This window comes from Maribacter sp. MS6, from assembly GCF_056839185.1.
The window spans coordinates 836,205-860,922 of sequence record NZ_CM166389.1; the positions used below are offsets into that span (position 1 = coordinate 836,205).

General features: G+C 41.3%; 17 protein-coding genes. 14 read left to right on the top strand and 3 right to left on the bottom strand.

The genetic code is table 11. The annotated features are described in order from the left end of the window. Nucleotides 1-30: 30 nt before the first annotated feature. The 3 genes from MS6x_RS03860 to MS6x_RS03870 are packed head-to-tail and all read right to left on the bottom strand — an operon-like array spanning nucleotide 31 to nucleotide 2,612. The gene (locus MS6x_RS03860; protein ID WP_482605446.1) at nucleotides 31-1,539 is read right to left on the bottom strand and encodes a hypothetical protein; all 1,509 of its coding nucleotides are present in this window, start codon (nucleotides 1,537-1,539) and stop codon (nucleotides 31-33) included. Beyond that, a complete protein-coding gene (locus MS6x_RS03865) occupies nucleotides 1,511-2,086 on the bottom strand; it encodes a hypothetical protein (RefSeq protein WP_482605447.1) in 576 nt (191 codons plus the stop codon). Before MS6x_RS03865 ends, MS6x_RS03860 begins: the two co-directional genes overlap by 29 nt. Further along, nucleotides 2,070-2,612 (bottom strand): RNA polymerase sigma factor, encoded by a 543-nt coding sequence (locus MS6x_RS03870; RefSeq protein WP_482605448.1) that lies wholly within the window; start codon nucleotides 2,610-2,612, stop codon nucleotides 2,070-2,072. Before MS6x_RS03870 ends, MS6x_RS03865 begins: the two co-directional genes overlap by 17 nt. A gap of 108 nt (nucleotides 2,613-2,720) precedes the next feature. Here MS6x_RS03870 and MS6x_RS03875 point away from each other — a divergent pair, with 108 nt between their 5' ends. The 14 genes from MS6x_RS03875 to MS6x_RS03940 all read left to right on the top strand — a co-directional run bounded on the left by MS6x_RS03875 (nucleotide 2,721) and on the right by MS6x_RS03940 (nucleotide 24,718). After that, nucleotides 2,721-3,629: an aldose epimerase family protein gene (locus MS6x_RS03875; protein WP_482605449.1), complete on the top strand. Its 909-nt coding sequence runs from the start codon at nucleotides 2,721-2,723 to the stop codon at nucleotides 3,627-3,629. 37 nt (nucleotides 3,630-3,666) lie between these two features. Further along, nucleotides 3,667-4,227 (top strand): DUF2911 domain-containing protein, encoded by a 561-nt coding sequence (locus MS6x_RS03880; RefSeq protein WP_482605450.1) that lies wholly within the window; start codon nucleotides 3,667-3,669, stop codon nucleotides 4,225-4,227. A gap of 54 nt (nucleotides 4,228-4,281) precedes the next feature. Beyond that, the gene (meaB, locus tag MS6x_RS03885) at nucleotides 4,282-5,271 is read left to right on the top strand and encodes a methylmalonyl Co-A mutase-associated GTPase MeaB (protein ID WP_482605451.1); all 990 of its coding nucleotides are present in this window, start codon (nucleotides 4,282-4,284) and stop codon (nucleotides 5,269-5,271) included. A gap of 373 nt (nucleotides 5,272-5,644) precedes the next feature. Continuing rightward, entirely contained in the window at nucleotides 5,645-6,853 is a 1,209-nt protein-coding gene (locus MS6x_RS03890; RefSeq protein ID WP_482605452.1) for a site-specific integrase, read from the top strand. Nucleotides 6,854-7,283: 430 nt separating this feature from the next. Next, nucleotides 7,284-8,306, top strand: coding sequence for a LacI family DNA-binding transcriptional regulator (locus tag MS6x_RS03895; RefSeq protein ID WP_482605453.1), 1,023 nt, complete (start codon nucleotides 7,284-7,286; stop codon nucleotides 8,304-8,306). 176 nt (nucleotides 8,307-8,482) lie between these two features. After that, nucleotides 8,483-11,650, top strand: a complete 3,168-nt coding sequence (locus tag MS6x_RS03900; RefSeq protein WP_482605454.1) for a SusC/RagA family TonB-linked outer membrane protein — start codon at nucleotides 8,483-8,485, stop codon at nucleotides 11,648-11,650. 11 nt (nucleotides 11,651-11,661) lie between these two features. Next, nucleotides 11,662-13,137 (top strand): RagB/SusD family nutrient uptake outer membrane protein, encoded by a 1,476-nt coding sequence (locus MS6x_RS03905; protein ID WP_482605455.1) that lies wholly within the window; start codon nucleotides 11,662-11,664, stop codon nucleotides 13,135-13,137. Nucleotides 13,138-13,479: 342 nt separating this feature from the next. Further along, nucleotides 13,480-16,350: a glycoside hydrolase family 38 N-terminal domain-containing protein gene (locus MS6x_RS03910; RefSeq protein ID WP_482605456.1), complete on the top strand. Its 2,871-nt coding sequence runs from the start codon at nucleotides 13,480-13,482 to the stop codon at nucleotides 16,348-16,350. Between the two features lie 57 nt (nucleotides 16,351-16,407). Then, nucleotides 16,408-20,028 (top strand): glycoside hydrolase family 38 N-terminal domain-containing protein, encoded by a 3,621-nt coding sequence (locus MS6x_RS03915; RefSeq protein WP_482605457.1) that lies wholly within the window; start codon nucleotides 16,408-16,410, stop codon nucleotides 20,026-20,028. Nucleotides 20,029-20,054: 26 nt separating this feature from the next. Continuing rightward, nucleotides 20,055-20,750, top strand: a complete 696-nt coding sequence (locus MS6x_RS03920; RefSeq protein WP_482605458.1) for an RraA family protein — start codon at nucleotides 20,055-20,057, stop codon at nucleotides 20,748-20,750. A gap of 38 nt (nucleotides 20,751-20,788) precedes the next feature. After that, nucleotides 20,789-22,243, top strand: coding sequence for a sugar porter family MFS transporter (locus tag MS6x_RS03925; RefSeq protein WP_482605459.1), 1,455 nt, complete (start codon nucleotides 20,789-20,791; stop codon nucleotides 22,241-22,243). Between the two features lie 55 nt (nucleotides 22,244-22,298). After that, entirely contained in the window at nucleotides 22,299-22,724 is a 426-nt protein-coding gene (locus MS6x_RS03930) for a cupin domain-containing protein (RefSeq protein ID WP_482605460.1), read from the top strand. A 29-nt stretch (nucleotides 22,725-22,753) separates the two neighbouring features. Continuing rightward, nucleotides 22,754-23,554 (top strand): SDR family NAD(P)-dependent oxidoreductase, encoded by an 801-nt coding sequence (locus MS6x_RS03935; protein ID WP_482605461.1) that lies wholly within the window; start codon nucleotides 22,754-22,756, stop codon nucleotides 23,552-23,554. A 12-nt stretch (nucleotides 23,555-23,566) separates the two neighbouring features. After that, nucleotides 23,567-24,718: an extracellular solute-binding protein gene (locus MS6x_RS03940; protein ID WP_482605462.1), complete on the top strand. Its 1,152-nt coding sequence runs from the start codon at nucleotides 23,567-23,569 to the stop codon at nucleotides 24,716-24,718.

Consider the following 24,718-nt stretch of genomic DNA (forward strand, 5'->3'; position numbering starts at 1 on the left):
TATTATTGGGGTTTTAATAAGTGTGCAACACTAGTGTATCACCAAATCGCTATACTCGGAGGTAATATGAATAGTAGCGCTACCCGTATTGCTTATGTGGTTTCCCTTGTGAATAACAGTGTTACCATTTTTGGTGGTTGCCAGCAGCAAACCCCCTGGTGTACTAAGTTCGGAATTGGTCGTTTTTAGATACATGGAGGCCGGACTAGTGGGCAGACTTAAACGTAGCTCTCCATTTTTTAGGGAAAGGTCTAGTTCCTCAAACGAATTCCCAAGAGATCTTATTACCAAAGGACCAAAATCACTTTTAATAAAGGCTTTACCTAATAGCTCATCAATAGTCACATCAGAAGAAGTTGCGCTTAATTGTAGATTCATGACCTCGGCCAAAGCAACATTTCTAGAGTAATTGGCATGCAGCTGTCCGCGATGCCACCTTTGAACGCTGACGGGCGAGTAGGAAGCTGAAACCTTTGTTTCGTTACCCTCTATTGTGCTGGCCCACAGACTAGCATGTGACAGGGTTGCGTTTAAGTTTTTAGTATTCTCAGCTAATTTCACCTCACCATGGCGCACGTTCATCTGTATGCGCATACCTTTTGGCATTTTAATCTTAATAACTTTTTTGACCTTGTACTTTTTTTTCTCACCGTTAGTAGCGGAATAAAAAACTGTGGGTCCTTTTGTTGTGCTGTCCGTTCGAAATAAAAAGGTACGTAAAGAATCCTGCTTTACCAGTAAAGAATCTAATAACGTAGATCTGTTGTGCAGTAACTCTTCTCTTTTTTCCAATAATTCGCTTCTTCTTTCTGCAAAAGCTTCTCTTTTCTGATGTAATCCTTCCTCTCGTTTCTCTACCAATTCGTTTCTTCTCTTTTCGTAGGCTTCCATCTGCTGACTTCGTTCTTCCATACGCTGCTGCAGTTTATCGGCACGTTTTTCCATTTTCTCTCCCCATTCTTCTAGTCGTTTTTGATGCTTCTTATCAAAACTTTTTTCGAAGTTCTTTTGCCATTTTTTAATGTATACTTCCCCATCCTTTTTATAGGCATCATAATCAAATCGGAAAGCTCTCGTCATGGGCAAGGGAGGCATTTCTAGCATTTCTGGAAGTGGTCCTATCTCCGGCATTTCTACCATGAACGCTGAAACCTCGGGAATATCCATATCAAAATCTCCAATATCAAAATTGAATTCACGACTAGGAAAGAGGCCCATTCGTTGCGATTTAGACGTAATGGATACTTTCTTGCTATTTCCCATAATTTCAATTGGAGTACTGTTATAATACTCCTTGGCTTCCTCTTCGGTGGCACCTTCAAGCTCAAAAGTAGCAGTGACCATTACCTTATCTTGGTTCCAAGTTTCAAACTCAATATCCGAATAGCTTGTATTGATATCCAAAACGGCGTCCTTGCCAACATTAAAGCTTTCGGTGTAGGTTTTTGTCTGTTTCTGAGCGGTACTACAAATTGTACTTCCTAAAAATACTAGTACAACGATGAATTGTCTAGATGCTATTGTTGTGAATCTGTTCATTTTTTGATGATTTTAATTGAATTAATTTCTTTTTTAGCCGCTGGAGTAACTGTAAGCGTAGTTGTAAATTCTCAATTAGGGCACTTATGGTCTGGTCATTGGGACCCATTTCGTTTAATTCAAGGGTTAGCGCTTCATATTCATCGTTCAATTCCGATAATCGGTCCATAAAACTATCTACGACCCCCTTATTATCTTCAGAAACCTCAAGTTTTGAAAACTCCAAATTGATATTAGCCACGTAATAGCTTTCTACTTTTTTTAAATCGGGAGATAAGTCACCTAAAGAAAAACTACTACCCTCCTTCGACGTTTTCAACATAGTAGGCGTAGCAGAATCATTTATCACAAATTGTAAATAGCCTGCAAGGCCAAGGCTACACAATACAAGAATAGACGCAGCAATCTTCCATTGACCAGAACGTTTTTTGGTTATAGGCATGGCCATATCCAACTTTTCCTCAAATCGAAGGATATGTCCCTCATTTAAACTATCTAGATTTGCTGCACGTTCACTATTAAATAATTCCCTAAGATCCTGTCCCATATCCTTTTCTTATTAAAGCCGATTTCAAATATCCTTTACCCCTTACTAAACGTGTTCTGCTCGCCGTTTCGGTCAAACCCAATACCTGAGAAATCTCCTTATGATCAAATCCTTCAACCAAATACATAAGCACCACATACTTATATTTGTCCGGTAACTTTTGAATCGCTTCTTTCACTTCTGCGATAGTAATTTCTGTGCTTACGCTCCAATCGTCATCATCAACCGTTTGCATATAGGATTCTTCCAAAGGAATAAACTCTTGTTTTTTAGACTTTAAAAAATCAATACACTTATTTATCACGATTCGCTTTAACCACGCTCCAAAGGTAACCTCACCACTAAACTGATGTATTTTTTGAAAGGCACTTATGAACGCATCCTGGAGTACATCTTCGGCATCATCGGTATTACCTAAAAACCGAGTGGCCACCACATACATCCCATCACAATATTGTGCGTACAACGTTAACTGCGCTTTCCGGTCGTTGTGCTTACATTTTTCTACGACATCAATTTGAAACATTGGCCGGTCTTCTATAGGTTTTAAGTTGTTGTTATCTTAAGGACGAAAGAAAAAAACAGTTGTGGCAAAATTCTTTTATTTTTACACCGATCATTAGAACGCTACGAATTGAAACAAGTTACGATTTCCAACGAGTATATAACCCTTATGGTACTAGATTACGGTGCCATTATCCAGAAATTACTGGTCAAGGGAAAAGATGGCAACTATACAAATACCGTGGTCGGATACAACCACCCAAGTAGATATAGATTGGATGAAAACTGCCTTGGCGCATGTGTAGGCAGATATGCAGGTCGTATTGCCAATGGAGGCTTTGAGCTAGATCGGGAAAAATTCTTTCTGCATCAGGAAGATGGGGTACACCTGCACGGTGGTAAAGAAGGTTTCAATCAAAAGACTTGGACTATTGAAGAAGTAAACCAAGAGGAAGATCCATTTGTAAAATTATCTTACAAAAGCAAGCATTTGGAAGAAGGATATCCTGGAAACTTAACGGTAAACATTACCTACAAGTTAGTACAAAATGCGTTGCAAGTTATTCACGAAGCGGTTACGGACCGTAGTACTGTAATAAACCTAACCAATCACTCCTATTTCAAAATAGATGATAGTCCGTACGTTGACGATTATGAGCTACAACTTAACTGCCCTTACTATTTAGAACTAGAGGAGAACCTCTTACCTACGGGTAATACAATTCCTGTTCGTTCTACGGACAACGATTTTCTTTTACCAAAGCCTATTGGGATTAAACGTATGGATACGGTATTTGTTAAAAATATGGGTAGCGAAAAAGTAGCAGAACTGAATTCTTCCCGTTCCGGGATTTCCATGAAAGTATATACAAACCAGCCTGCGTTGGTCGTATTCACTCCGCTTGACTTTCCTGGTATTTGTTTTGAAACACAAAATTATCCGGATGCGCCCAATCGACCAGATTTTCCAAACAGCGTATTGCGACCAGGCGAAACCTATAACAACATCACTATCTTTAAATTTGATCTACTACCTTAGACTAGGTATACAGTTATACCGGTTTAAAATAAGAACAATGAAATTATTCAAACGGCTGCTTGTTTCCTTACTATTAATTGGAGGTTTGTTTTACTTTTTTGGCCTACCCTATTTACAAGAACAGACCAAAAAACATAGTCCTGAAAAAACTACGAGTTTTGTTTTAACAGAAACAGAGTTAGAAGTACGTTACTCTAGTCCTTCCAAGAAAGGCAGGACTATTTTTGGTGAGCTCGTCCCTTATGATAAGGTATGGCGGACAGGAGCAAATGAACCTACGACATTTACGAACTCGGAAAGTATAAAAATCATAGATAAGGAGCTAAAACCGGGAACCTATTCACTATGGACCATACCTAATAAAAACAGCTGGGAGATAATTTTTAACAAAGAGGTTCCAGATTGGGGTGTTACACTTACTAGCGGCGGGCAAGAAACTACCAGGGATGCCGAACAAGATGTACTCCAAGTAGAAGTACCAGTGCGCGAACTTACCACACCTGTTGAAAATTTCACTATTGCATTTGAGGAAGACACACAGCTATACCTTAACTTATCTTGGGATATGGTAAAGATTCGTATTCCTATCAACAAATAAAATTTGGACGTAAAGGGCAGCATGAAGTATACTTCCAAAAAAACAAAAGGTAGTATGTCTGGAAAACGATATAATTCGGAAGCACTAGTCACGGGTATACACGACCGTGATATCGCCGCGCTAAGTAAAGCCATTACCTTGGTAGAAAGCACGAAACCAGAACACCAAAAAATTGCGAATCGAATTATAGAATTGTGTCTTTCGAAGCACCAGGAAACCATCCGTATTGGAATAACCGGCGTACCCGGTGTAGGAAAAAGTACCTTTATAGAGGGTTTTGGTAAAATGCTGACCAAAACAGGCAAAAGAGTAGCCGTACTTACCGTTGACCCTACCAGCAGTAAAACAAAAGGTAGCATTTTAGGTGACAAAACCCGGATGCAAGAATTGGTACAAGACCCCAACGCATTCATAAGACCATCACCTTCCGGAGATTCCCTTGGAGGAGTTACTAGAAAAACGAGGGAAAGTATCATACTTTTGGAAGCTGCGGGCTATGATACCATTATTATCGAAACCGTTGGCGTAGGACAAAGTGAAACCGCAGTGCATAGCATGGTAGACTTCTTTTTATTATTGAAACTCTCTGGCGCAGGTGATGAGCTGCAAGGAATAAAAAGAGGCATCATGGAAATGGCGGACGCCATAGCAATCAACAAAGCAGACGGTGAAAACTTAAAACCAGCAAAATTGGCCGAAGTTGAATTCAGAAGGGCCTTACAGCTGTTTCCGCCCAAAGAAAATGGATGGACTCCTAAAGTGATGCGCTGTTCCGCACTAGAAAACAAAGGATTAGAAAATATTTGGGATGTAATTAAAACATTTGTAGAGACTACTAAGGCAAACGGGTTCTTTGAACGTAACAGACAAGAACAAAATAGAAGTTGGTTGGTACAGCATATAGAACAAAGCCTTAAAAACGATTTCAACCGAGATGCAACAATAATAAAGATGCTTCCAGATTTAGAGAAAAAAGTAATGATGGGCACCCTTTCTCCATTTAATGCCGCACAGCAGTTATTGGATGCTTATCGTAGAAAATAGTATGCTATGAAAATCCTCTAGTTTATATATAATAAATAGCAGGCTGATAGCCCCATTAATGGTTAGATTTCTTCTTTAAAAGTAAGTTTATTCCAACTACTTAAATCTATTTGTCTGTTACCTAAAACCTAAAAATCCAACCTAACTGAATAAATCGGATTTTAATGAATGTGGTCCCACATAGGCTCGAACCATGGACCGCCTGATTATGAGCGCGAGTATTTATCTTATCATTTGTTTTCATTTTTCTTCAATCTCTCAAAAGCCCTGTATTTATTGGGTTTTTATTTTTACGTTTTTTCATACGCTTTCAAAATTTGTGGGATTTGTTTCACCAATGTTTCACCAATGTTTCACCCTATAATAAAAAAGTATGGCAAGCATCAAGCTAAAGTTGAAGAATAGAGCGAACCTAGATGGAGAATATCCTATTGTTTTACAAGTACTAAAAGACCGACAGAAAAAAATTCTATCAACAGGACTTTTAGTCAAAAAAGTACGATGGGATACTAAAGAGCATTGCTTTAAAACTAGACATCCAAATGCCATGCAGAATAATCGTTTATTGGATACGATTAAAATCAAAGCACGTAACATTATATCGGGATTTGAAATAGATGATATTGATTTTACACTCAATGAATTTGAACAGCGTTTTCGCTTTGGCTCAAAACGTAGTAAACTTGATTTATTCGAATTATGGGAGTCAGTCCATAAGGATTTACTTACCTCTGGAAGAACAGGTTATGCGAGAAACAACAGGGATAGCATTGTTTCCCTTAAAGGGTTTCATAAGAAAAAGGTTCTTTTCATGAGAGAAATCAATGTGACGTTTCTAGATAAGTACGAGGTCTTTCTAAGAAGCAAAGGTGGTTTCAATGGTGGAATTGCCGTTCTCATGAGAAGTCTTCGCACTATTTCCAATTTGGCCATTCGAAGGGACTTGACAAAGCAGAGCCTCTACCCTTTTCATAAATGTAAAATATCGAAACTAAAAGGTAGTAGAATCAAACATGCATTGACCATGTCTGAAATTAAAAACTTTAAAAAGGTAGATTGCGGAGGAGATGTACAGCTTATCAATGCCAAAAACTATTTCCTTTTTAGCTTTTATGTCAGGGGTATGAATTTTGCTGATATGATGCGTTTAAAATGGTTAGATATTACTCAGTCGCGCATCACCTATGCACGAGCTAAAACACATGGAAATTTTTCCCTTAAAATAGTCCCCCCGGTAAGGGAAATATTGCACTACCATGATAAGAATAGAAAAGTTACGGACTACGTCTTCCTGATTTTACTCCATAACGTTCTAACGCCCACGCAAGTTGAAAAACGCAAACGTAAAATCCTTACACTAGAGAACAAGGCATTGAAAACACTAGTCAGTAACGTAGGTATCGAAAAAAATGTGACAAGCTATGTCGCACGTCATAGTTTTGTGAAGTGCCTGCGTGAAAAAAGAATCAGCATTGATATTATTGGAGAAACTCTAGGACATCAAAGTGTTTTAACTACTAAGGCGTATGTTCGTGAGTTCGGAATTGACATCCTAAATGATGCAGTTGAAGTACTGTTATGACCTGCTAAAATTCATGATTAGGATTGGTAAGAAATAAGAAATTTAATTTATATAATTGGATACGAAAATTTTAATAAAAAGCGCTGTAGTACAAGAGACTAAAGGCTTCTATTTTTAAGAGTGCATAATTTATATAAAGAATAGATTAAGTACCAAAAGTAGATTATCGCACAGCGTATGGCGGAATCGGTTCTTGCCTAACGTTGTGTTCCATTTTTTCACATTTTAAGTAGAAGCTATGTACTCTACTTTTGTGAACATCCAAATAGATTGCGCAAACCCTAAAATATTCATCTTATTTTTGGGAAAAACGGATTATTATAGATAAAATAGTTGCATATTCCAATTTTATAATTAATTTTATGCGTAGGTTTAACATACTTCAATTAGTATTAAATATTAACTAAACCGGTTTAGTTTTATCCTTTCTATGAAAAAAGTGTTTTTAAAAGATATCGCCAAAGACTTAAATGTTTCCAAAACAGCTGTTTCTTTGGTGCTTAATGATAAAGGTGATGAAAACAAAATTAGTCAACTTACCCAGCAAAAGATAATTGCTTATGCTGAAAAGCACAATTATGTCCCTAACCAACTCGCCCGTGGCTTAAGTAGGGGTAAAAGTGAGACCATAGGATTAATAATCCCTAACATTTCCGATAATTTTTACGCTAGAATTGCGGGGCACATAGAAAGAAAAGCCAAAAAAATGGGATACACTGTAATATTTAGTAGTTCTTATGAAGATCCTAAAAAAGAAAGTGAATTAATACAATCCATGTTAAACAGACAGGTAGAAGGCTTGATAATAGCTACTACCCAGCAAAACCGTAAAGAAATTTCGTCTCTAATTCAGGGAAAATTCCCTTATGTTTTGGTAGACAGGCACTATCCGGAACTAGAGTCTAACTATGTAGTTGTCAATAACTTTAAAGGAGTACAATCTGCCACTGAGCATTTGTTAAATCTAGGGAGGCGTAAAATTGGTTTTGTTACCCTGAAACCGGGCTTGGAAGCTATCAGACAACGGTTGCTTGGTTATCAAGAAACCATGCATAATTTTGGTATACCCGTAGAACGTCAATGCCTCATAGAACTCGATGCGGAGCATTATATTGACGAAATGAAAGAAGCAATTAAGGAGCTTCTGAAATTCCCCAATAACGTTGACTCCATAATTTTCTCAACCCACTATTTAACAGCTATCGGATTAAGAGAGCTGAAAAAACTAAAGGTTAAAGTTCCTCAGGATGTTGCCATTATAAGTTTTGATGAAATGAGCGCTTTTGACTTGGTAGACCCACCAATTACATCGGTTATTCAACCAGTAGCAGATATTGGAAATATAGCTGTTGACATGTTGATGGAAAAAATTGAGGGCAAGGATTCAAATGAAAATATATTTAGAGTTTTAGATACAAAATTAGAAATACGTAGATCTTGCGGTTTCATATAAACCTTAATTACATAATAACTAAACCGATTTAGTTATGTATAAACAAACAAGATAAACTAGTTAAAATAAAATGTAAATAACTAAACCGATTTAGTTTCTTAACCTTATAGAATTAGAAACTATTATTTTTAAGAACAAGTGAACCATAAAAATAAATAATTAAACAAGTATGAATTATGAGAAAACAATTTCAAACTCCTTTTAAAGGAATTTTTGTACTCTGCTCTTTACTATGCCTTAGCATGTGCTATACGCTTAGAGCCAACGGATCCACAACGCATGACGGGCACCGAGTTTTTAAGCTGGGATTCATCGCGATTGAAAACGATGATTTTCTACAGACTTCGATTACCGGTACGGTAACAGACGAAGATGGCTCCCCGTTACCTGGTGCTAGCATTGTTGAAAAAGGTACTACCAATGGAGTCCAGTCCGATTTTGACGGTAATTTTTCCATAAGGGTTTCCGATGCGAACGCAACTTTAGTCATTTCCTATATTGGCTTTACCAGCCAAGAGATTGCTTTAAATGGGCAAACAAACATTCCCATAACCTTACAAGAGGACACGGCAAAGTTAGACGAGGTCGTTGTAATTGGCTATGGAACCCAAAAGAAGGCAGACCTAACTGGATCGGTTGGTACTTTGGACGCGGAAAAGATACAACAAAGGATTACGGTGAACCCACTAGACAACTTACAAGGACAAGTTGCCGGAGTAAACGTTTTTAACAGTTCCGGTCGCCCAGGTGGTGGCTTTAGGGTCTCCATTCGTGGTAAAGGATCTTTAAATGCAGATAACCAACCCCTTTATGTAGTAGATGGTATCATAGGCGTAGATATCGAACTGATAAACCCAAACGATATAGAAACCTTTACCGTATTAAAGGATGCATCTGCCACCGCAATTTACGGAGCCCGAGGTGCAAACGGGGTCATTCTAGTGACTACCAAACGAGGTAAATCTGGTAAGTTTACAGTAGATATTATGTCCAACCTACAAATAGGAAGACCAGCAAATCAACCCGAAGTGCTTAATAGCGATAGGTACTGGAACGACCTTAAAGTACGATTAGATGCCGACCAAAGAGCACTTGGCGTAGGCGATGATTCTTTTGTCAACGATTATGCGACGGATTATCCTGAGTTTTTTACGCCAGACGGCACCCGAGCAGGTGAACCTATTTATGACACCGATTGGTTCGACGAAAGTACAAGAACCAGCTACTCTCAACAGTATTTTGCCAATGTAAGGGGCGGTGGTGAAAACTACAATATGTCTTTTTCTGCAGGTACGCAAGACGATCAAGGTATCTTAATAAATACCTTCTTTAAAAAGAACACCATGCGTTTTAATGGCGATTTTCAAATTAACGATTGGTTAAAAATTGGCGGTAGCTTGGCCTATAGCGATTCGGAAACGAACATTGTTGACGATTACCGCGTAGGTGCAGATGGCCTTACGTATGCCATGTTATTCTACCTCCCTATTTATCCTACAAGCTATGCAGACGGAACAGCCGTAAATGCGGATGATTTAAAGAATGCAAATGGTAGTTGGGATGTTTGGTATGGAGCTACACCCAAAGATAGGCTTCAATTGTTGGATAGGGTCGTAAAAAATAGGCAAGTGGTGCGGAATTTCTTTGCCGAAATAAATTTCACCAAAGATCTTAAATTGCGCACTTCCTACTCGGTACAGGACAATAACGTAGAAGGCAATACCTTCGTGGCCCGGCGCTTGGATACCTTTATTAACCAAAACTCTGCCTCCATTACCAATTCAAATGCCAGCCAAACCATTATTGAGAACACACTGAATTACACTCCGATTATTAATGACACCCATTCGTTCAGTACTATCTTAGGGGCTACCCGGCAGGAAAATGAGTTTTTTAGCTCTAACCTTTTGTCGCAGGATTTCGATGATTTTTTCAGCTTTTATAACGTAGGTCAAGGTATTGCCGAGCCTGTCGTGGGCAGTAACTTTGGAAGGAACACCATAGACTCTTATTTTGGTCGTGTTGATTATGGCTTCAATGACAGGTATCTACTGACCCTAACAGGTCGGTATGACGGTTCCTCGCGTTTTGGAACAAATAACAAATATTCCTTCTTCCCCTCGGTAGCGGCGGCTTGGAGAATATCCAACGAAAGCTTTTTAGAAGATTCTAGGGCCGTTACCAATTTAAAATTAAGGGCAAGTTTTGGAGAAACCGGGAACGATGCAATCGGTAATTATGCCAGAATTGCAAGTCCTGGTGCTCAAAATGTTATTTTTGATAATAACCGTGTAAACGGAACCTCACAAGGCTCCATAGGAAATGATAATTTAAGATGGGAGACTACTGAGGAATTCAATGTTGGTTTGGATATAGGCTTGTTTAACCGTATAAACCTAACCGCAGATTATTACACAAGAACTACGAACGACCTTCTGTTCAATGTGCCGCTTGCGAATTTTACAGGCTACGGCTCAATAATCTCCAATGCAGGTTCCATTCAAAATAGTGGTGTTGAATTATTACTAAATACCCAAAACGTTCAAACCAACAACTTTTCATGGAGCAGTTCAATTAATTTTACGATGAACAGAAATGAAATCCTATCCTTAGGTACCGAAGATGCGGATATATTCACAGCTCCAATATGGTGGAACCACCAAATCTTTAGGGTTGGTGAGGTAGCCGGTTCCTTCTGGGGATACAATCGTTTGGGCACCTGGGGTACCGATGAGGTAGACGAGGCAGCCCGTTATGGCAGGAGACCGGGTGATATTAAATTAGAGGATAAAAACGATGACGGACTGCTTAATTTCGATGATCAACAAATTATTGGAAATGGCCTTCCAGATTTTACTATGAACATTGGTAACACCTTTTCATATAAAAACTGGGATTTGACAGTGGATATCTTGATCAACCAAGGCAATGATGTATTAGATCATTCAATTATCCTTAACGTTGACCGTGTTGGTTACGGAAACACCTATACACAATTCTTTGACCAAATGTGGACACCGGAAAACCAGAACACCATGTACCCAAGGGTACGTAAAAATATCCTAAAATTTGATGGCGCAGATTCCGGTCAGGTTTTTGACGGTAGTTTCATAAGAGGACAAAACCTAAACCTCGCCTATAATTTTGAACGTTCCTTATTGGACAAAATAGGACTACAATCGGCCAAAATATATGTCAACCTTCAAAACTTTTTCCTGGTTACCGATTACCATGGCTACGATCCGGAAGTGAGCTCCTTTGGAGGTCAGTTTACCGAGGGTATAGAATTGAACGGTTATCCTAGACCAATGAACATGAATTTAGGATTTTTACTAACGCTGTAACTAAAGAAATTATGAAAAAATATAGTATTTTATTTATCGTTTTTTGCCTCTTTATTTCCTGCGAGGATTTTCTAGAAGAAACGCCCAGGAGTGAAAAAACAATTTTTGGAACGTCGTTGTTAGATGCCCAAGAATCTGTTAATGGCATATACGCTTTTATGAGAGGGCCCTATAACAGAACTGGTTTTGCCAAAATGGGATTCTCGATTTTAGAAGTTGGAAATGGCACCTTGAAACCTGCACTAGGTACACAGGATACGGATATGGAAGATGTATATGCTTTGATCTACAGCCAGAACAACCTTAGCGCGGACTTGTACTGGCGTACCTATTATGGTGGTATCGAGGCGGCCAACATTGCCATCAATTCCATACCGGGCATAGAAGATTCGGAGTTGACAGCGGAAATAGAAGCTCGTTTGCTAGGTGAAGCTCATTTTCTAAGGGCGTATTACTATTTTCAGTTGGTACAAATATTTGGAGATATTCCGCTTAACCTGGTTCCTTCCTCATCGTTGGAAGATGGTCAATTGCCAAAGTCCAGCGTGCAAGAGGTCTATGAGACCGTAATTCTACCAGATTTGATGATTGCAGAAAGGGCCGGTCTACCCAATACAGCTACCAGTGGCCGTATTACAACAGGAGCCGTAAAAGCACTTTTGGCAAAGGTGTATCTGACCATGGCGGGTAATCCTCTTAACCAAAATGATAAATTTGCTATGGCAAGAGACAAGGCAAACGAGGTAATTAATGCTGGTTGGTACAGCCTGTTTCAATCCGAAGGAGACCTCACTTGGTTTGACAAATTGAGTGATCCTGCTTTTGACAACACACAAGAGCATATTTTTATGGTACAATACGACAATCAAGTGGTAGCATCTACCATCACAAGCTATTTTACGCCGCTTGGAGGCGAAGCCGTAAGTCCTCTAACCTTACACTTTGGTGGAATGGAACCCGAACAGGATTTCATAGATTCATATGAAGACGGAGATCTAAGAGGGCAAAATCAGGGTTTCTTTTTTAACGAATTGGACGGATTTAGCTTTAACAATTCGGTCTATAAATATTTTTATGAGGACTATAGAACAGGTAACGGTTTATCGGGGAAAAATATCCCTTTGCTTCGATACGCTGATGTTTTGCTTACCTATGCTGAAGCGCAAAACGAGGCGGGATCTGCAGATGCATCTGCCTATGCTGCCTTGAATGCAGTACGCTCCAGAGCGGGATTGCCAGATATTTCAGGTCTGAGTCAACAAGCATTCAGGGAAGAAGTATGGAAACAACGTGTATGGGAATTCCCAGCAGAAGTTGGTCTTACTTGGTTCGATATTCGAAGAACGGGAAAGGTTTTTGATAACAACGGTGGGTTCAACGATTTTCAGGGCCATACTTTACCCAATGGTAATTCTTTCTCGGAGAATAATCGTTTGTTCCCCATACCGCAAAACGAAGTGGTATTGAACCCAAATTTGGCAGATTAATAGTAGTTTTAGACTAAGAAGTTAGTTTGAGTAAGTTGAGTTAGTTTTAGTTGAACAAGGATGGTAATACCGAAGCCATCCTTGTTTTTTCAATTGAGCTGATAACAATAGAAATGCAAAAGCTAAGGATATAACAAATAGGGTGGTATTACAAATCAAAAGTTGAAAAACCTGTTCCTAAAGTTCAATACCATCTAAAAAATCGGTTCGCCTATTTGTAACTATTAAGAAAATAAAAACAAAATAACTTATAAAATGAGGGTGAAATGAACAATGAATTTCAAGGTACCAGCCGAAATTACAGATTCAAGAATATCTTTAATAATAATAAAATTTGAACAGATGAATAAACAGCTCCAATTCGTACTATTATTTTTACTCGCGGCAAATGCATTTGCACAGGCACCTTCAGTAGAGAATACGCTAATTTTCGAATATATCAAACCCTACGAATATCAGGTCCGGGAGAATAACCTGTTGGCAAAAGCATCCTTGTCCGTAGAAAACGCCACAGCCTTTAAAAGAATACTGTTTGAGAATGGGCGTACTGCTACCATTGAGAAAAAAGAAGGGAAAGATTGGGTTTGGCTTCCGGTGATTGGTGAGCCGGAAATGATAACGATTACGGCCAAAAATAAAAAGAAAGAGATAAAACAATTATTTACCCCTTTGGTTACTTCTGACTGGGATTACTTCCAAGAAGGGACTTTTCATATTATATCCTCATCACATCAAGACATTGCTTGGATGGATACCCCCGAAGCATGCCGCCATGACAGGATCTATGAAATCATAGGCCCGGCCCTAGATATTATGAAAACCGACAAAGAATACCATTTTGGTATGGAGCAAGCCCTTAATCTTAAGGAATTTATTGAAGAGCATCCAGAAAGAAAAGAAGAGGTTATCCAACGATATAAGGAAGGTCGATTTGCTTGGGGCGCCACTTACAACCAACCTTATGAAGGTATGCAAATGGGGGAACAGTTAGTGCGCGAAATGTATTTTGGAAAGTTATGGATAGAAAATAATTTTGACGGGATACAAGAGGTAACCGCATACAATACGGATGTACCGGGAAGGACGTTACAATTTCCACAAATATTGGCGAAATCCGGAACCGAGAACCTATTCGCTTCCCGAATGCGGGAAGGTTTTTACGACTGGCATTCACCAGACGGGTCATCGGTCTTTACGTACTCTCCCGGAAACTACGGGTGGGCAGCCATGTTTTACAAACTGTTTGACGAAGATGCTGTTGAGGCGCTTAGAAAAATCCAAGGAAGGGTTAAAATGTGGAGTGATTATTACCGAAAACATAACTTACCACCGCATTTTGCAATTGTTATGAGCAATGATGCCGCGGGCCCGGTGGATTATGCTAAAGTAGTTAAGGAATGGAACGCCATTATTACAAAAACGGGGGCAAAAATTCCTACCCTAAAGCACTCCACGGTTCCTGGATTTCTATCGGAAGTTAACCAACCCAACGCTGAATTTGAATCCTTGGAGGGTGAACGACCAAACCTCTGGGGCTATATACATGGCCCTGGCCATCACAAGGCTATTACCGCTTCCAGAAAAGCGGGTAGACTCTTGCCCTCTGCCGAAATCTTTGGCACGGTAGATGCCCTGTTGAAAAACTCTTTTGATAACTATCCTACCGAAAAACTATCAAAAGCTTTTGAGGAATCTATTTATCCCGATCACGGTTGGGGAGGGAAAAACGGACATATTACGGACAGTATTTTTAGGGATAAACTCGAATTTGCGGCCCGCGAGGCAGATGCTCTCTTGGGAGATGCCTTAAGCTCTATCTCCGATAATATCGGAACGGAAAAAGACAACGCCGTAGTCGTATATAATGACCTGTCGTGGAACCGCAGCGGCTTGGCATCGGTCGCCATAGACAATGCGGCTTCCTATTATGTGGTAAACGAAAAAGGGGAAGTAATCCCTTCACAAGTAAGTGTCGACAACTCGAAAGAACTCCTGTTCTATGCCTCCGATATTCCTTCTATAGGCTACAGCACCTTCTACCTTAAAAAGGGAAAAAAGAAAGTTACAGTATCCAAAGATGTAGCACCAAATATGGTAACCAACGATTTCTACACCTTACACTTGGACAATGGTGGCATCAGCCATCTTTTGGACCGCACATTGAACAAGGAAATTTTTAACACTACCAGATTCTCGGGTGGCGACGTGCTTACTTTAGGCTACGATGGCAACGGTGCCGGAGAATTTACCGTGATGACCGAACCCAATATGGCTGACTACGATAAAACGAGCAACCATACCGCCCAGTGGAAACTACGCCAAGATGGTCCGGTTTTTAGCGAATACGAAAACAAGGCAAAGTTTAAACATACCCAAGTGGTGCAGCGCATACGGGTTTTCCATCAGGAGAAAAAAATCGATTTCTTTATAGATCTTTTGAACTGGGACGGCACCCATAACCGCGAGTTCAGGTTTGCGCTTCCCTTGAACATGGAAGAAGGCAAAATAAAGTACGAGGTGCCTATGGCCATCGCCGAGGTAGGAAAAACGGAAATGAAACAAGCCCCTGGCGGATGGGCATGGGGAGGCACCTATGACCAAAAACCGGTGACTATACACCCCCGTGAAGTACTGAACTTTATTTCTTCCGAGAACGATGAATTTGCCGTAACCATGGCCACGGATGTTGCCCTGGCCGATTGGATTGACCCAACTAGAGAGGCAGTTGCCTATCCCGTGTTACAGGGCATCTTAATGGCATCGCATAAAAGTTGCCATGGCGAGGGCAACTGGTACCACCAGACCGGGGACCACCATTTTCAGTTCTCCTTAGCATCCCACCTACCGGACGATACCAAATCATATCAATTTGGCACAGCATCCAATCACCCCCTACAAACCGTTTTAATGCCGGCAAGGAACAAAATGGGCAAACTGCCGCATACAATGAGCTTTTTTACGGTTTCTGATCCCATGGTACGCATCAGCACCATTAAAAAGAGTGAAGAAGACAATGGCGTAATTATGCGCTTTGTTGAAATGGAAGGTAAGGACAAACAAACCTCAATTGGATTATCGACCCCTTTAAAAGCTCTTGTAAAAACAAACCTGATTGAAAAGGAAGAAGCTGAATTGGAAGGTTCCGGCAAGGATTTTAAAGTCGATATAGGCCATAATGCCATTGATACCTACAAGCTTCATTTCTTAGACTAATAGGTGACAAAAGCCTCATCAATACAAAAAATAAGACCCAAAAACAGAAACTATTTTATGAGCATACTCAAAAAACAATATTTATTTAAAAGCACCTTAGGTGCCTGCCTATTGCTAGTCTTGTCAAGCTTTGTGCCGGTCGGGTTGGATAGTTCCGAACCCAGTACTGCCGCCGATTTTTATTTTCATGAAGGTAACGGGAACGGTCATATTCAAGAATTGAATACCAATCACAAGCTCTACACCATTGCTAAAAACGATATTGAAGGCTACTCGGAAATGCTTTCCGGATCGGAATTCTTTCTCTATCCCTCCATCCGTGAAGATATCAATGTATCCATGATTTCACGTGCCACAACGGGAGAAATGGGCTTTGAGTTTATGACCGGCGTAGTGCCCAAAAATTATGCTTCGGCCGAGGTTACCTTTTTTATGTTGAGCGATATCGACCTCAACCTAAGGGAATCGTTCGATATCCATGTAAACGACAAACATCTGTTGACCTTTAATTCCAATGAGGACGGTTCCTTGTCGGTTACCCAAAACCCGGGGAATGGTAAGGCCGAGTATATTATGGTGCGAAGGGACTTGAATGGAGATGGCGTAGGGGCATTCCGGCTAACGGTACCTACTTCGCTACTCGAAAAAGGCAAATCTGCTAAATTAAAGTTCAACGGGCATAAAAAGAACTCCAATTGCTGGGTCATGATCTTTAAGTCTACCGATGCCGTGGAACGTATCAAGAAATCCGTAACGGACGAGGCAGCCTTTGTTATTAAGGAAAGAAACGGCAAACTATTCGTAGATGCTCCCACACATTTTGATGGTAAGCAGGTTTATGTAGTAAGCGACGGAAAAAAAAGCAAGCGCAAAACGTTTAAGGCCCAAGGCGAGATGTCAAAAGCCTCCTATGAGGTACAGCCACCTAAGAAGAGTTTTTCCATTTTTTACGACGGTAAAGAACTTCAACTGGAGTTCAAAAACAATGATGGCACAATTTCAAATACGGACATAGAAGGAAAGTACCTCTACCACAATGTTGCAAAATATAATAATGCTTGGTCGGCGTCGCTGACCAAATTGTACAAACCGGAGTTTTATGAAACCTACGACGATTTCTTTGATAAAAAATATGAGAACGGACTGGTTTCCATCATGAACTCCAGCCACCAGGACATTGCTTGGGTAGACCGCCCCGAGGTGTGTATCATTCTACGGGATACATTGTTATTAACGCCCGTACTAAAAGATGCCTTTGTTCGCGAGGATTACGGGTTTGATATTGAAGATGGTCTTATGTTACGGGAATACTTGGAAAGACATCCCGATTCCAAGGACGCTATTACCACTTTGTTGGATAAGAAGCTGATATCGGTGGGAGCCACGTACAACTGCCCTTATGAGGACATGTACGATGCCGAGGATCAGGTAAGGCAATTGTACCTTGGTAAAAAATGGGTGAAAAAGAATTTTGGAGGCTATGACTCCAAGGTGTACTGGAACGTGGACGTACCGGGAAAATCGCTACAGACCCCGCAAATCTTAAAAAAGGCCGGGGTAGATTATATGATCATCAGTAGGCACGCCAAGGGAATGTTCCATTGGGCGAGTCCTGACGGTAGCTCCGTTTTTACCTATTCTCCGGGTCACTATGGGAACGATTTGCTGTACCTCTCAAGGGACCTCAATAACCAGAAGAAGTACGGCGCCGAGCAAATTTTATACTGGGAGAAGAATTTTGAAGGAAGTGAAATCCAAACCCCACTGCTGTCCAGTCAGGATATGCTGCCTGCGATCGACTACTCTGAACTTATCAGCTCTTGGAATTCTTTTGATACCTTAAAGGATGACAAAGGTGAAGATCAAGAACTATTTTTACCAAAGATGGAACTGATGACGGTGGATGAATTTTTGCCCTTGGCGGAAGAGAAAGCTACTAAGGTAGATACCATTATGGGAGAGCGCCCCAATGTGTGGGTGTACATTCACGGCCCTGGACATCACGATGCCTTGACCGCCAGTCGGGAAGCCTCTAAACTGTTGCCTGCGGCCGAGAAATTTTTATCGGTGGCCAACCTAATGGATCCCGCAAAAATGCATTATCCCTTTGATGAACTGGATGAGGCCTGGCAGGCCAAAATTTATCCGGACCATGGTTGGGGAGGTCACGACGGCGATGTCACCGATAACCTGTTCAAGGAAAACTTGGTAAAGTCCAGAACCATGGGCCAGAATCTGTTGAACAAGGGCACAGATTTTATTTCCGGTAGAATTAAGAAGAATGAAAAGCTCGGTATTCCGCTGGTACTCTTCAACAGCCTATCTTGGGAAAGAACGGATCCCGTAACCACAACCGTCAATTTTATAAAAGGAGCGGTTACCAACGTGGCGGTTATAACGCCCGACAAGAAGAAAGTTGCGGTACAAACCGGCAAGAAGGAGTACTACGAAGATGGAAGCCTAAAAAGTGCCGATATCACGTTTATCGCCGAAAACATACCGGCCATAGGCTACGCCACCTTTTATATTACGAACGATAAAAATACTGCGCAAAACAAGGGACAAATGGCCAGTACCACGGCTTATGAAAATCCCTTCTACAAAGTTAGTTTTGAAAAAGGTGGTATTGCCCAAGTGTACGATAAGGAATTTAAGAAAGACCTGTTCGCTACGGATAATTTCATGGTAGGCGATGTTTTTACCATGGAATCCGTAGGTAACGGTGCCGGGGAATTTGGCGATATTCAACAACCCAGTATGGTCGATTTTGACAAGGTAAGTCTACACAACCCTACTTGGGAAGTCTTGGAAGACGGCCCTGTGTTTACCAAATACCGATTGGAACAACAGATTTTACATTCCATTGTTCGGCAAGATGTAACCCTGTACCATGATTTAAAGCGTATGTATTTTGATACCGGTCTTCGTAACTGGTCCGGTGAGCTGTACCGCGAATTCAGGACGGCGTTCCCTATCAATATGGAAGATGCAGAAATTGCCCATGAAGTTCCCTTCGGACGGGTACGTGTGGGCAAGGATGAGATCAAGACAGCCGGAGAACGCTATACGCCGCTTGCCAAAGATGTGCATCCAAGAGCTATTATCGATTGGATATCGGCCACCGACGACGAACTATCCGTAACCCTAAGTTCCTCGGTAGCGGCAGCCGATTGGATAGATCCTACAGAACAAAGTGGAAGCAAGTCTGTTCTACAACACCTGTTATTGGCCAGTAGAACCTCATGCCATTGGGAAGGAAACGAATACTCACAAGGAGGCAACCACGACTTTACCAACGTACTGACGTCCAACAGCTCAGGAAGCATAGAAGGTCAAAAAATCGCCAAACAAAAAAACGAACCCTTACATGTGGTGCTGTATCCTGAGAATTCAACAAAATCATATTTGCCGGAATCGCTAAGTTTCTTTTCGATAGATACGGAAAATGTATTCATTACCACAGTAAAAAAAGCAGAAGACTCGGACGAACTCATCGCACGTATGTACAATGTTGCCGATAGCGAGGAAAAGGTAAACGTATCTTCTTACTTTGATGTATCGTCCTATAAGCATACCAATATTATTGAGGAAAACCCCAAAACGGTAGCGCCGGAACTAAAAGTTGGTAAATACGCCATCGAAACCTTTAGTTTAGCGGTAGAAACCGATAAACAATAGCAATACAAACAACTAAATTTTTTTTAATGAAAACGCTTTGGAAAAACGATAAGGAACTCTACCAAATAGCAAAAAAAGAACTTTTTGTAGCCTTGGTGGGGGATATTCTAGATAAAATGGGCTATCTGCACCAATTTCTTCCACCCAACATAAAACCCTTGAACGATGATTTTACGGTAATCGGTAGGGCGATGACCGTTTTGGAAGCGGATGTTTTTGTGGAAATTCCGGACGACAGTCAAAATCCCTTGATGAAAAAACCTTTCGGACTCATGTTCGAGGCCTTGGACAGCTTACAGGAAGGTGAAGTGTATATTTGCTCCGGATCCTCACCAAGATACGCCCTTTGGGGCGGCTTAATGAGTACCCGGGCCATGAAACTAGGTGCTGCCGGTGCGGTGGTGCACGGTTTTTCAAGGGATACCAAAGAAATTTTAAGTCTTGGTTTTCCTGCGTTTTCCTTCGGCGGATATGCCCAAGACCAAGGGCCTAGGGGAAAAGTGATAGACTACAGGGTTCCCATTGAAATTGAGGGCATACGGATTCATCCGGGCGATATCGTTTATGGCGATATTGACGGTGTACTGATCGTTCCAAAAGAAGCCGTGGACGAAGCTTTTACAGGGGCCATAGAAAAGGCCCGGGGAGAACAATTGGTCAAAAAAGCCTTGGAATCCGGAATGAGTACCGTAGATGCTTTTAACAAGTTTGGTATCATGTAAAAGAAATTACTATACCATTGAATCTTTGATAGAATTTTATGAAATCCAAGAAATCCAACTATTTATTGGGAATTAGCTTTGTCTCCACCATAGGAGGTTTTCTATTCGGGTACGATACGGCCATCATATCGGGTTGCAATACTTTTTTGGAACAACATTTTCAACTTACAGCGGCAGAATTGGGATGGGTAGTATCCTCCGCGCTTTTGGGCACCATTTTCGGTTGTATCATCGCTGGAAGTATTACCGATCGTTTGGGAAGAAAAAAGGCACTCGTTTTGGCAGCGCTTTGTTTGCTGGTTTCTGCCACAGGTTCTATGCTGCCACCACAGTTTCTGGGTGATTTGCAGCAGCCATTTTGGGTGGTCTCCTCAATGGACACCGCCTTTAATTTTCTAATCGTCATCAGGATCATTGGCGGTATCGGGGTAGGCATTACATCGGTGGTAGCACCGATTTATATATCGGAATTGGCGCTTCCCGAAAGCAGGGGGCGTATGGTATCCTTGTACCAGCTATCCATTACACTGGGCATTCTTTTGGCCTTTCTAATAGATTGGTTGGTCTTGAGCAATGCCGGTACCGCAGCAGGCGTAATTTCGGAAAATGCCTCAGGTTTCTGGAACTGGCTTTTTGTTGAAGAACTTTGGCGTGGCATGTTCGGTACGGAGATTCCCATCGCCCTGTTGTTTTTGTTCCTCCTGTTTTTAGTGCCGGAAACACCTCGTTGGCTGATTGTCAAAGGTCGCGAAGAAGAAGCTTTGACCATCATGACAAAAATAAACGGCAAAACCTACGCACAGCAAGAGTTAACCGCAATAAAGAAAATAGCAAAGGTAAAAGCCGGGGGATTCAAAGACCTTTTACAGCCCTTTCTTCGCATCCCGTTATTGATTGGTATACTATTGCCAATGTTCTCCCACTTGAGTGGTATTGCGGCCATCATGTATTTTGCCCCCAACATCATCAACGAATCTGTGCAGAGTGTGGAAAGTTCCTTTTTGGGAGCTGTTTTGGTAGGAGTGGTCAATACCGCTTTTACTTTCGTGGCGATTTACAACATTGAAAAGTTCGGTAGAAGAAAGTTGTTGCTCATCGGTGTTACCGGGGCGTTTCTTTCCTTAACAGGGGTGGGCATCTTGTTCGCCATGGGTTCATCTTATGTAATCATTCCTTTATTACTTTATGTTGCAAGTTTTGCCTTTTCCTTTGGTCCAATCGTTTGGGTCATCATCAGCGAAATTTTTCCAACACATGTGCGCGGACTAGCCGTTGGTCTGGGTAGCTTTGTATTGATGAGTACCGGATTTGTAATAACGCTGACCAATCCCATCCTTATTGAAAATATATTGCCCTCGGGCACGTTCTTCCTTTATGCGGCGCTGACACTTCCTGCTATTTGGTTTATTTGGAAGTTTGTACCCGAAACCAAAGGAAAGACCTTGGAAGAAATTGAAAACTTCTGGAGAGAGAAAATGAAAACCAATTTGTAAATAACCGTTAAACAATGATTGCCATATCTTTTCATATGGAGTATCTTACAATGCTATGATAGAATCTTATACGATAACAGACAAGGGGTATCATCCCTTTTTAATTCGGGATGGCTGGCAAGTTGCGCAATTGAATTACATGCCGGAGCAGGATATTGACAATATCACTCGCCTGGATGTGCACCACGAAACCGATGAGGTCTTTATTTTGTTGCAAGGCCATGCCGTACTTATAGCCGCCGCTGTTGAAGGAAAGGAAGTAACCTTTGAAATGGAACTGATGGAACCGAACAAAACCTACAACATCCCCAAAGGCCTTTGGCACAATATCGCCATGACCGAGGAGTGCCAACTTATCATCGTGGAGAAATCCAATACCCATATTTCGGATTTTGAACATCACGATTTGACGGTTAAACAATGTAAGGAAATGCGTAATAGTGTTTATGAGCTATATGAATCCGCAACAGTGGTGAAGTAGGCTATTGGAACCGATACAAATCTGAAGGAATGAAACAAATAGATTTAAAAGGAAAAAAAGCTTTGGTTACCGGTGGAAGTCAGGGCATTGGAGCGGAAATTTGTAGGCATTTGGCGCAATGCGGTGCCGATATCTTTATCAACTACAACCGGAACAAGGACAAAGCGGAAGCACTGGCAGAAGATATTCGCCGTACTACTGGTGTCAAAGTGGCCATAGGAGGTGCCGATGTGTCCAATGCCAAAGCTGTAAAACAATTGTTCCTGGACATGGACGAGAAAATAGGCACGCTAGACATTTTAGTAAACAATGCGGGCTGCGAAACGGTAAACCATGTTTTGGAGATGGAAGAGGCCGAATGGGACAAGGTTCTCAATGTAAATTTAAAAGGACCTTTCCTCTGTTCTAAAGAGGCAGGGCTACGAATGGAAAAAAATGGCGGAGGCGTAATCATCAATATTTCCTCTATCCATGATGTGGTGCCCAGGAAGGGATTGATACACTATTGCGCGGCAAAAGCAGGACTCAAAATGTTTTCCAAATGCCTTTCCTTGGAACTGGCGGATAAAGATATTCGAGTCGTTTCCATCGCCCCTGGAGCCATCGAAACCAACATGAATCGAGCGGAAATAAATGAATTTGGGCGGGATAAATTTGAAAATTGGATTCCCCAAGGCAGAATTGGTCATGTTGCCGATGTTGCGAACACGGTAGCTTTTATGGCCAGTGATCTAGCGGATTATATCAACGGTACGGATATCTATATTGATGGGGCCTATATGAACAACACCATTCAATACGATCCCAGACCCGAAAGAAAGAATTTGTAAGTTAACGATTGTATGTCAAGCACGATACTATTAAAAGGTATGGCATGGGACCATCCCAGAGGGTACGCACCGCTCAGGGCGACATCGGCAGCTTTCGCAAAAATGCATCCATCGGTACGCATTGATTGGGATATTCGTTCGCTAAAGGAATTCGGGGACATGCCCATTGAAGACCTCATAGAAACCTATGATATCATTACCATTGACCACCCTTATATGGGACAGGCGCATTCCAACAACCTACTTGTTCCGTTGGAGGACTTTATTTCCGAAGATATATTGAAAAAGCTCAAAAGTGAATCGGTAGGGCCCAGCTTTGATTCCTATATCTTTAATGCCCACCAGTATGCGTTACCCGTAGATGCGGCCGCTTTGGTTTCGGCCTGTAGAAAAGATGCAATGGAAGGCTACGGTTTAAAAGCCCCAAAAACCCGGTCGGCACTTTTTGATTTCTATAAACAACTTCCAAAGGGTCGCAAAGCGGCATGGGCCTTGTGCGCAACCGACCTTTGGTGTGCTTTTCTCACTTTGTGCGCGCAAGATGCGGGCCGAAATTTTATCAAAAATAAAACCATAGATGTAACTTTGGGCACCCAAGTATTGGAAGAGTTGAAACGACATTTAGATGAAATTCATCCCGATTCCATCCATTGGAACCCTATTCAGATTTTGGACAGGATGGCGGCGGATGACGAAATTATTTATTGCCCTTTTTTATTCGGCTATACCAATTACAGCCGCAAGGGGTATGCAAAACATATCATAAACTTTGGCAATAGCCCCACGAACCCGACAACCGATGTATCCACGATTTTGGGCGGGGTAGGTCTCTGCATATCGGCGCAATGCGAACACAAAGAACTGGCATCGGCCTACATAAGTTACGTTGCTGATGCAGAAACGCAAAACGGAATGTATACTAAAAATGGAGGTCAATCCGGAAACCTCAAAGCTTGGCAAAGCAAAACCAATAATGCGTTGTGCCATAATTTCTTTTCGGATACCCTGGAAACCATGGAAAAGGCGTATGTGCGCCCGCAACACAAAGGCTGGAACGCTTTGCAGGAACAAGGTGCAGATGTACTACATGATGGTTTGCTACGCAATACTCCGTCTGCCAATATCATGTCGCACCTAAATCAATTATATCAATCTATACCTTAA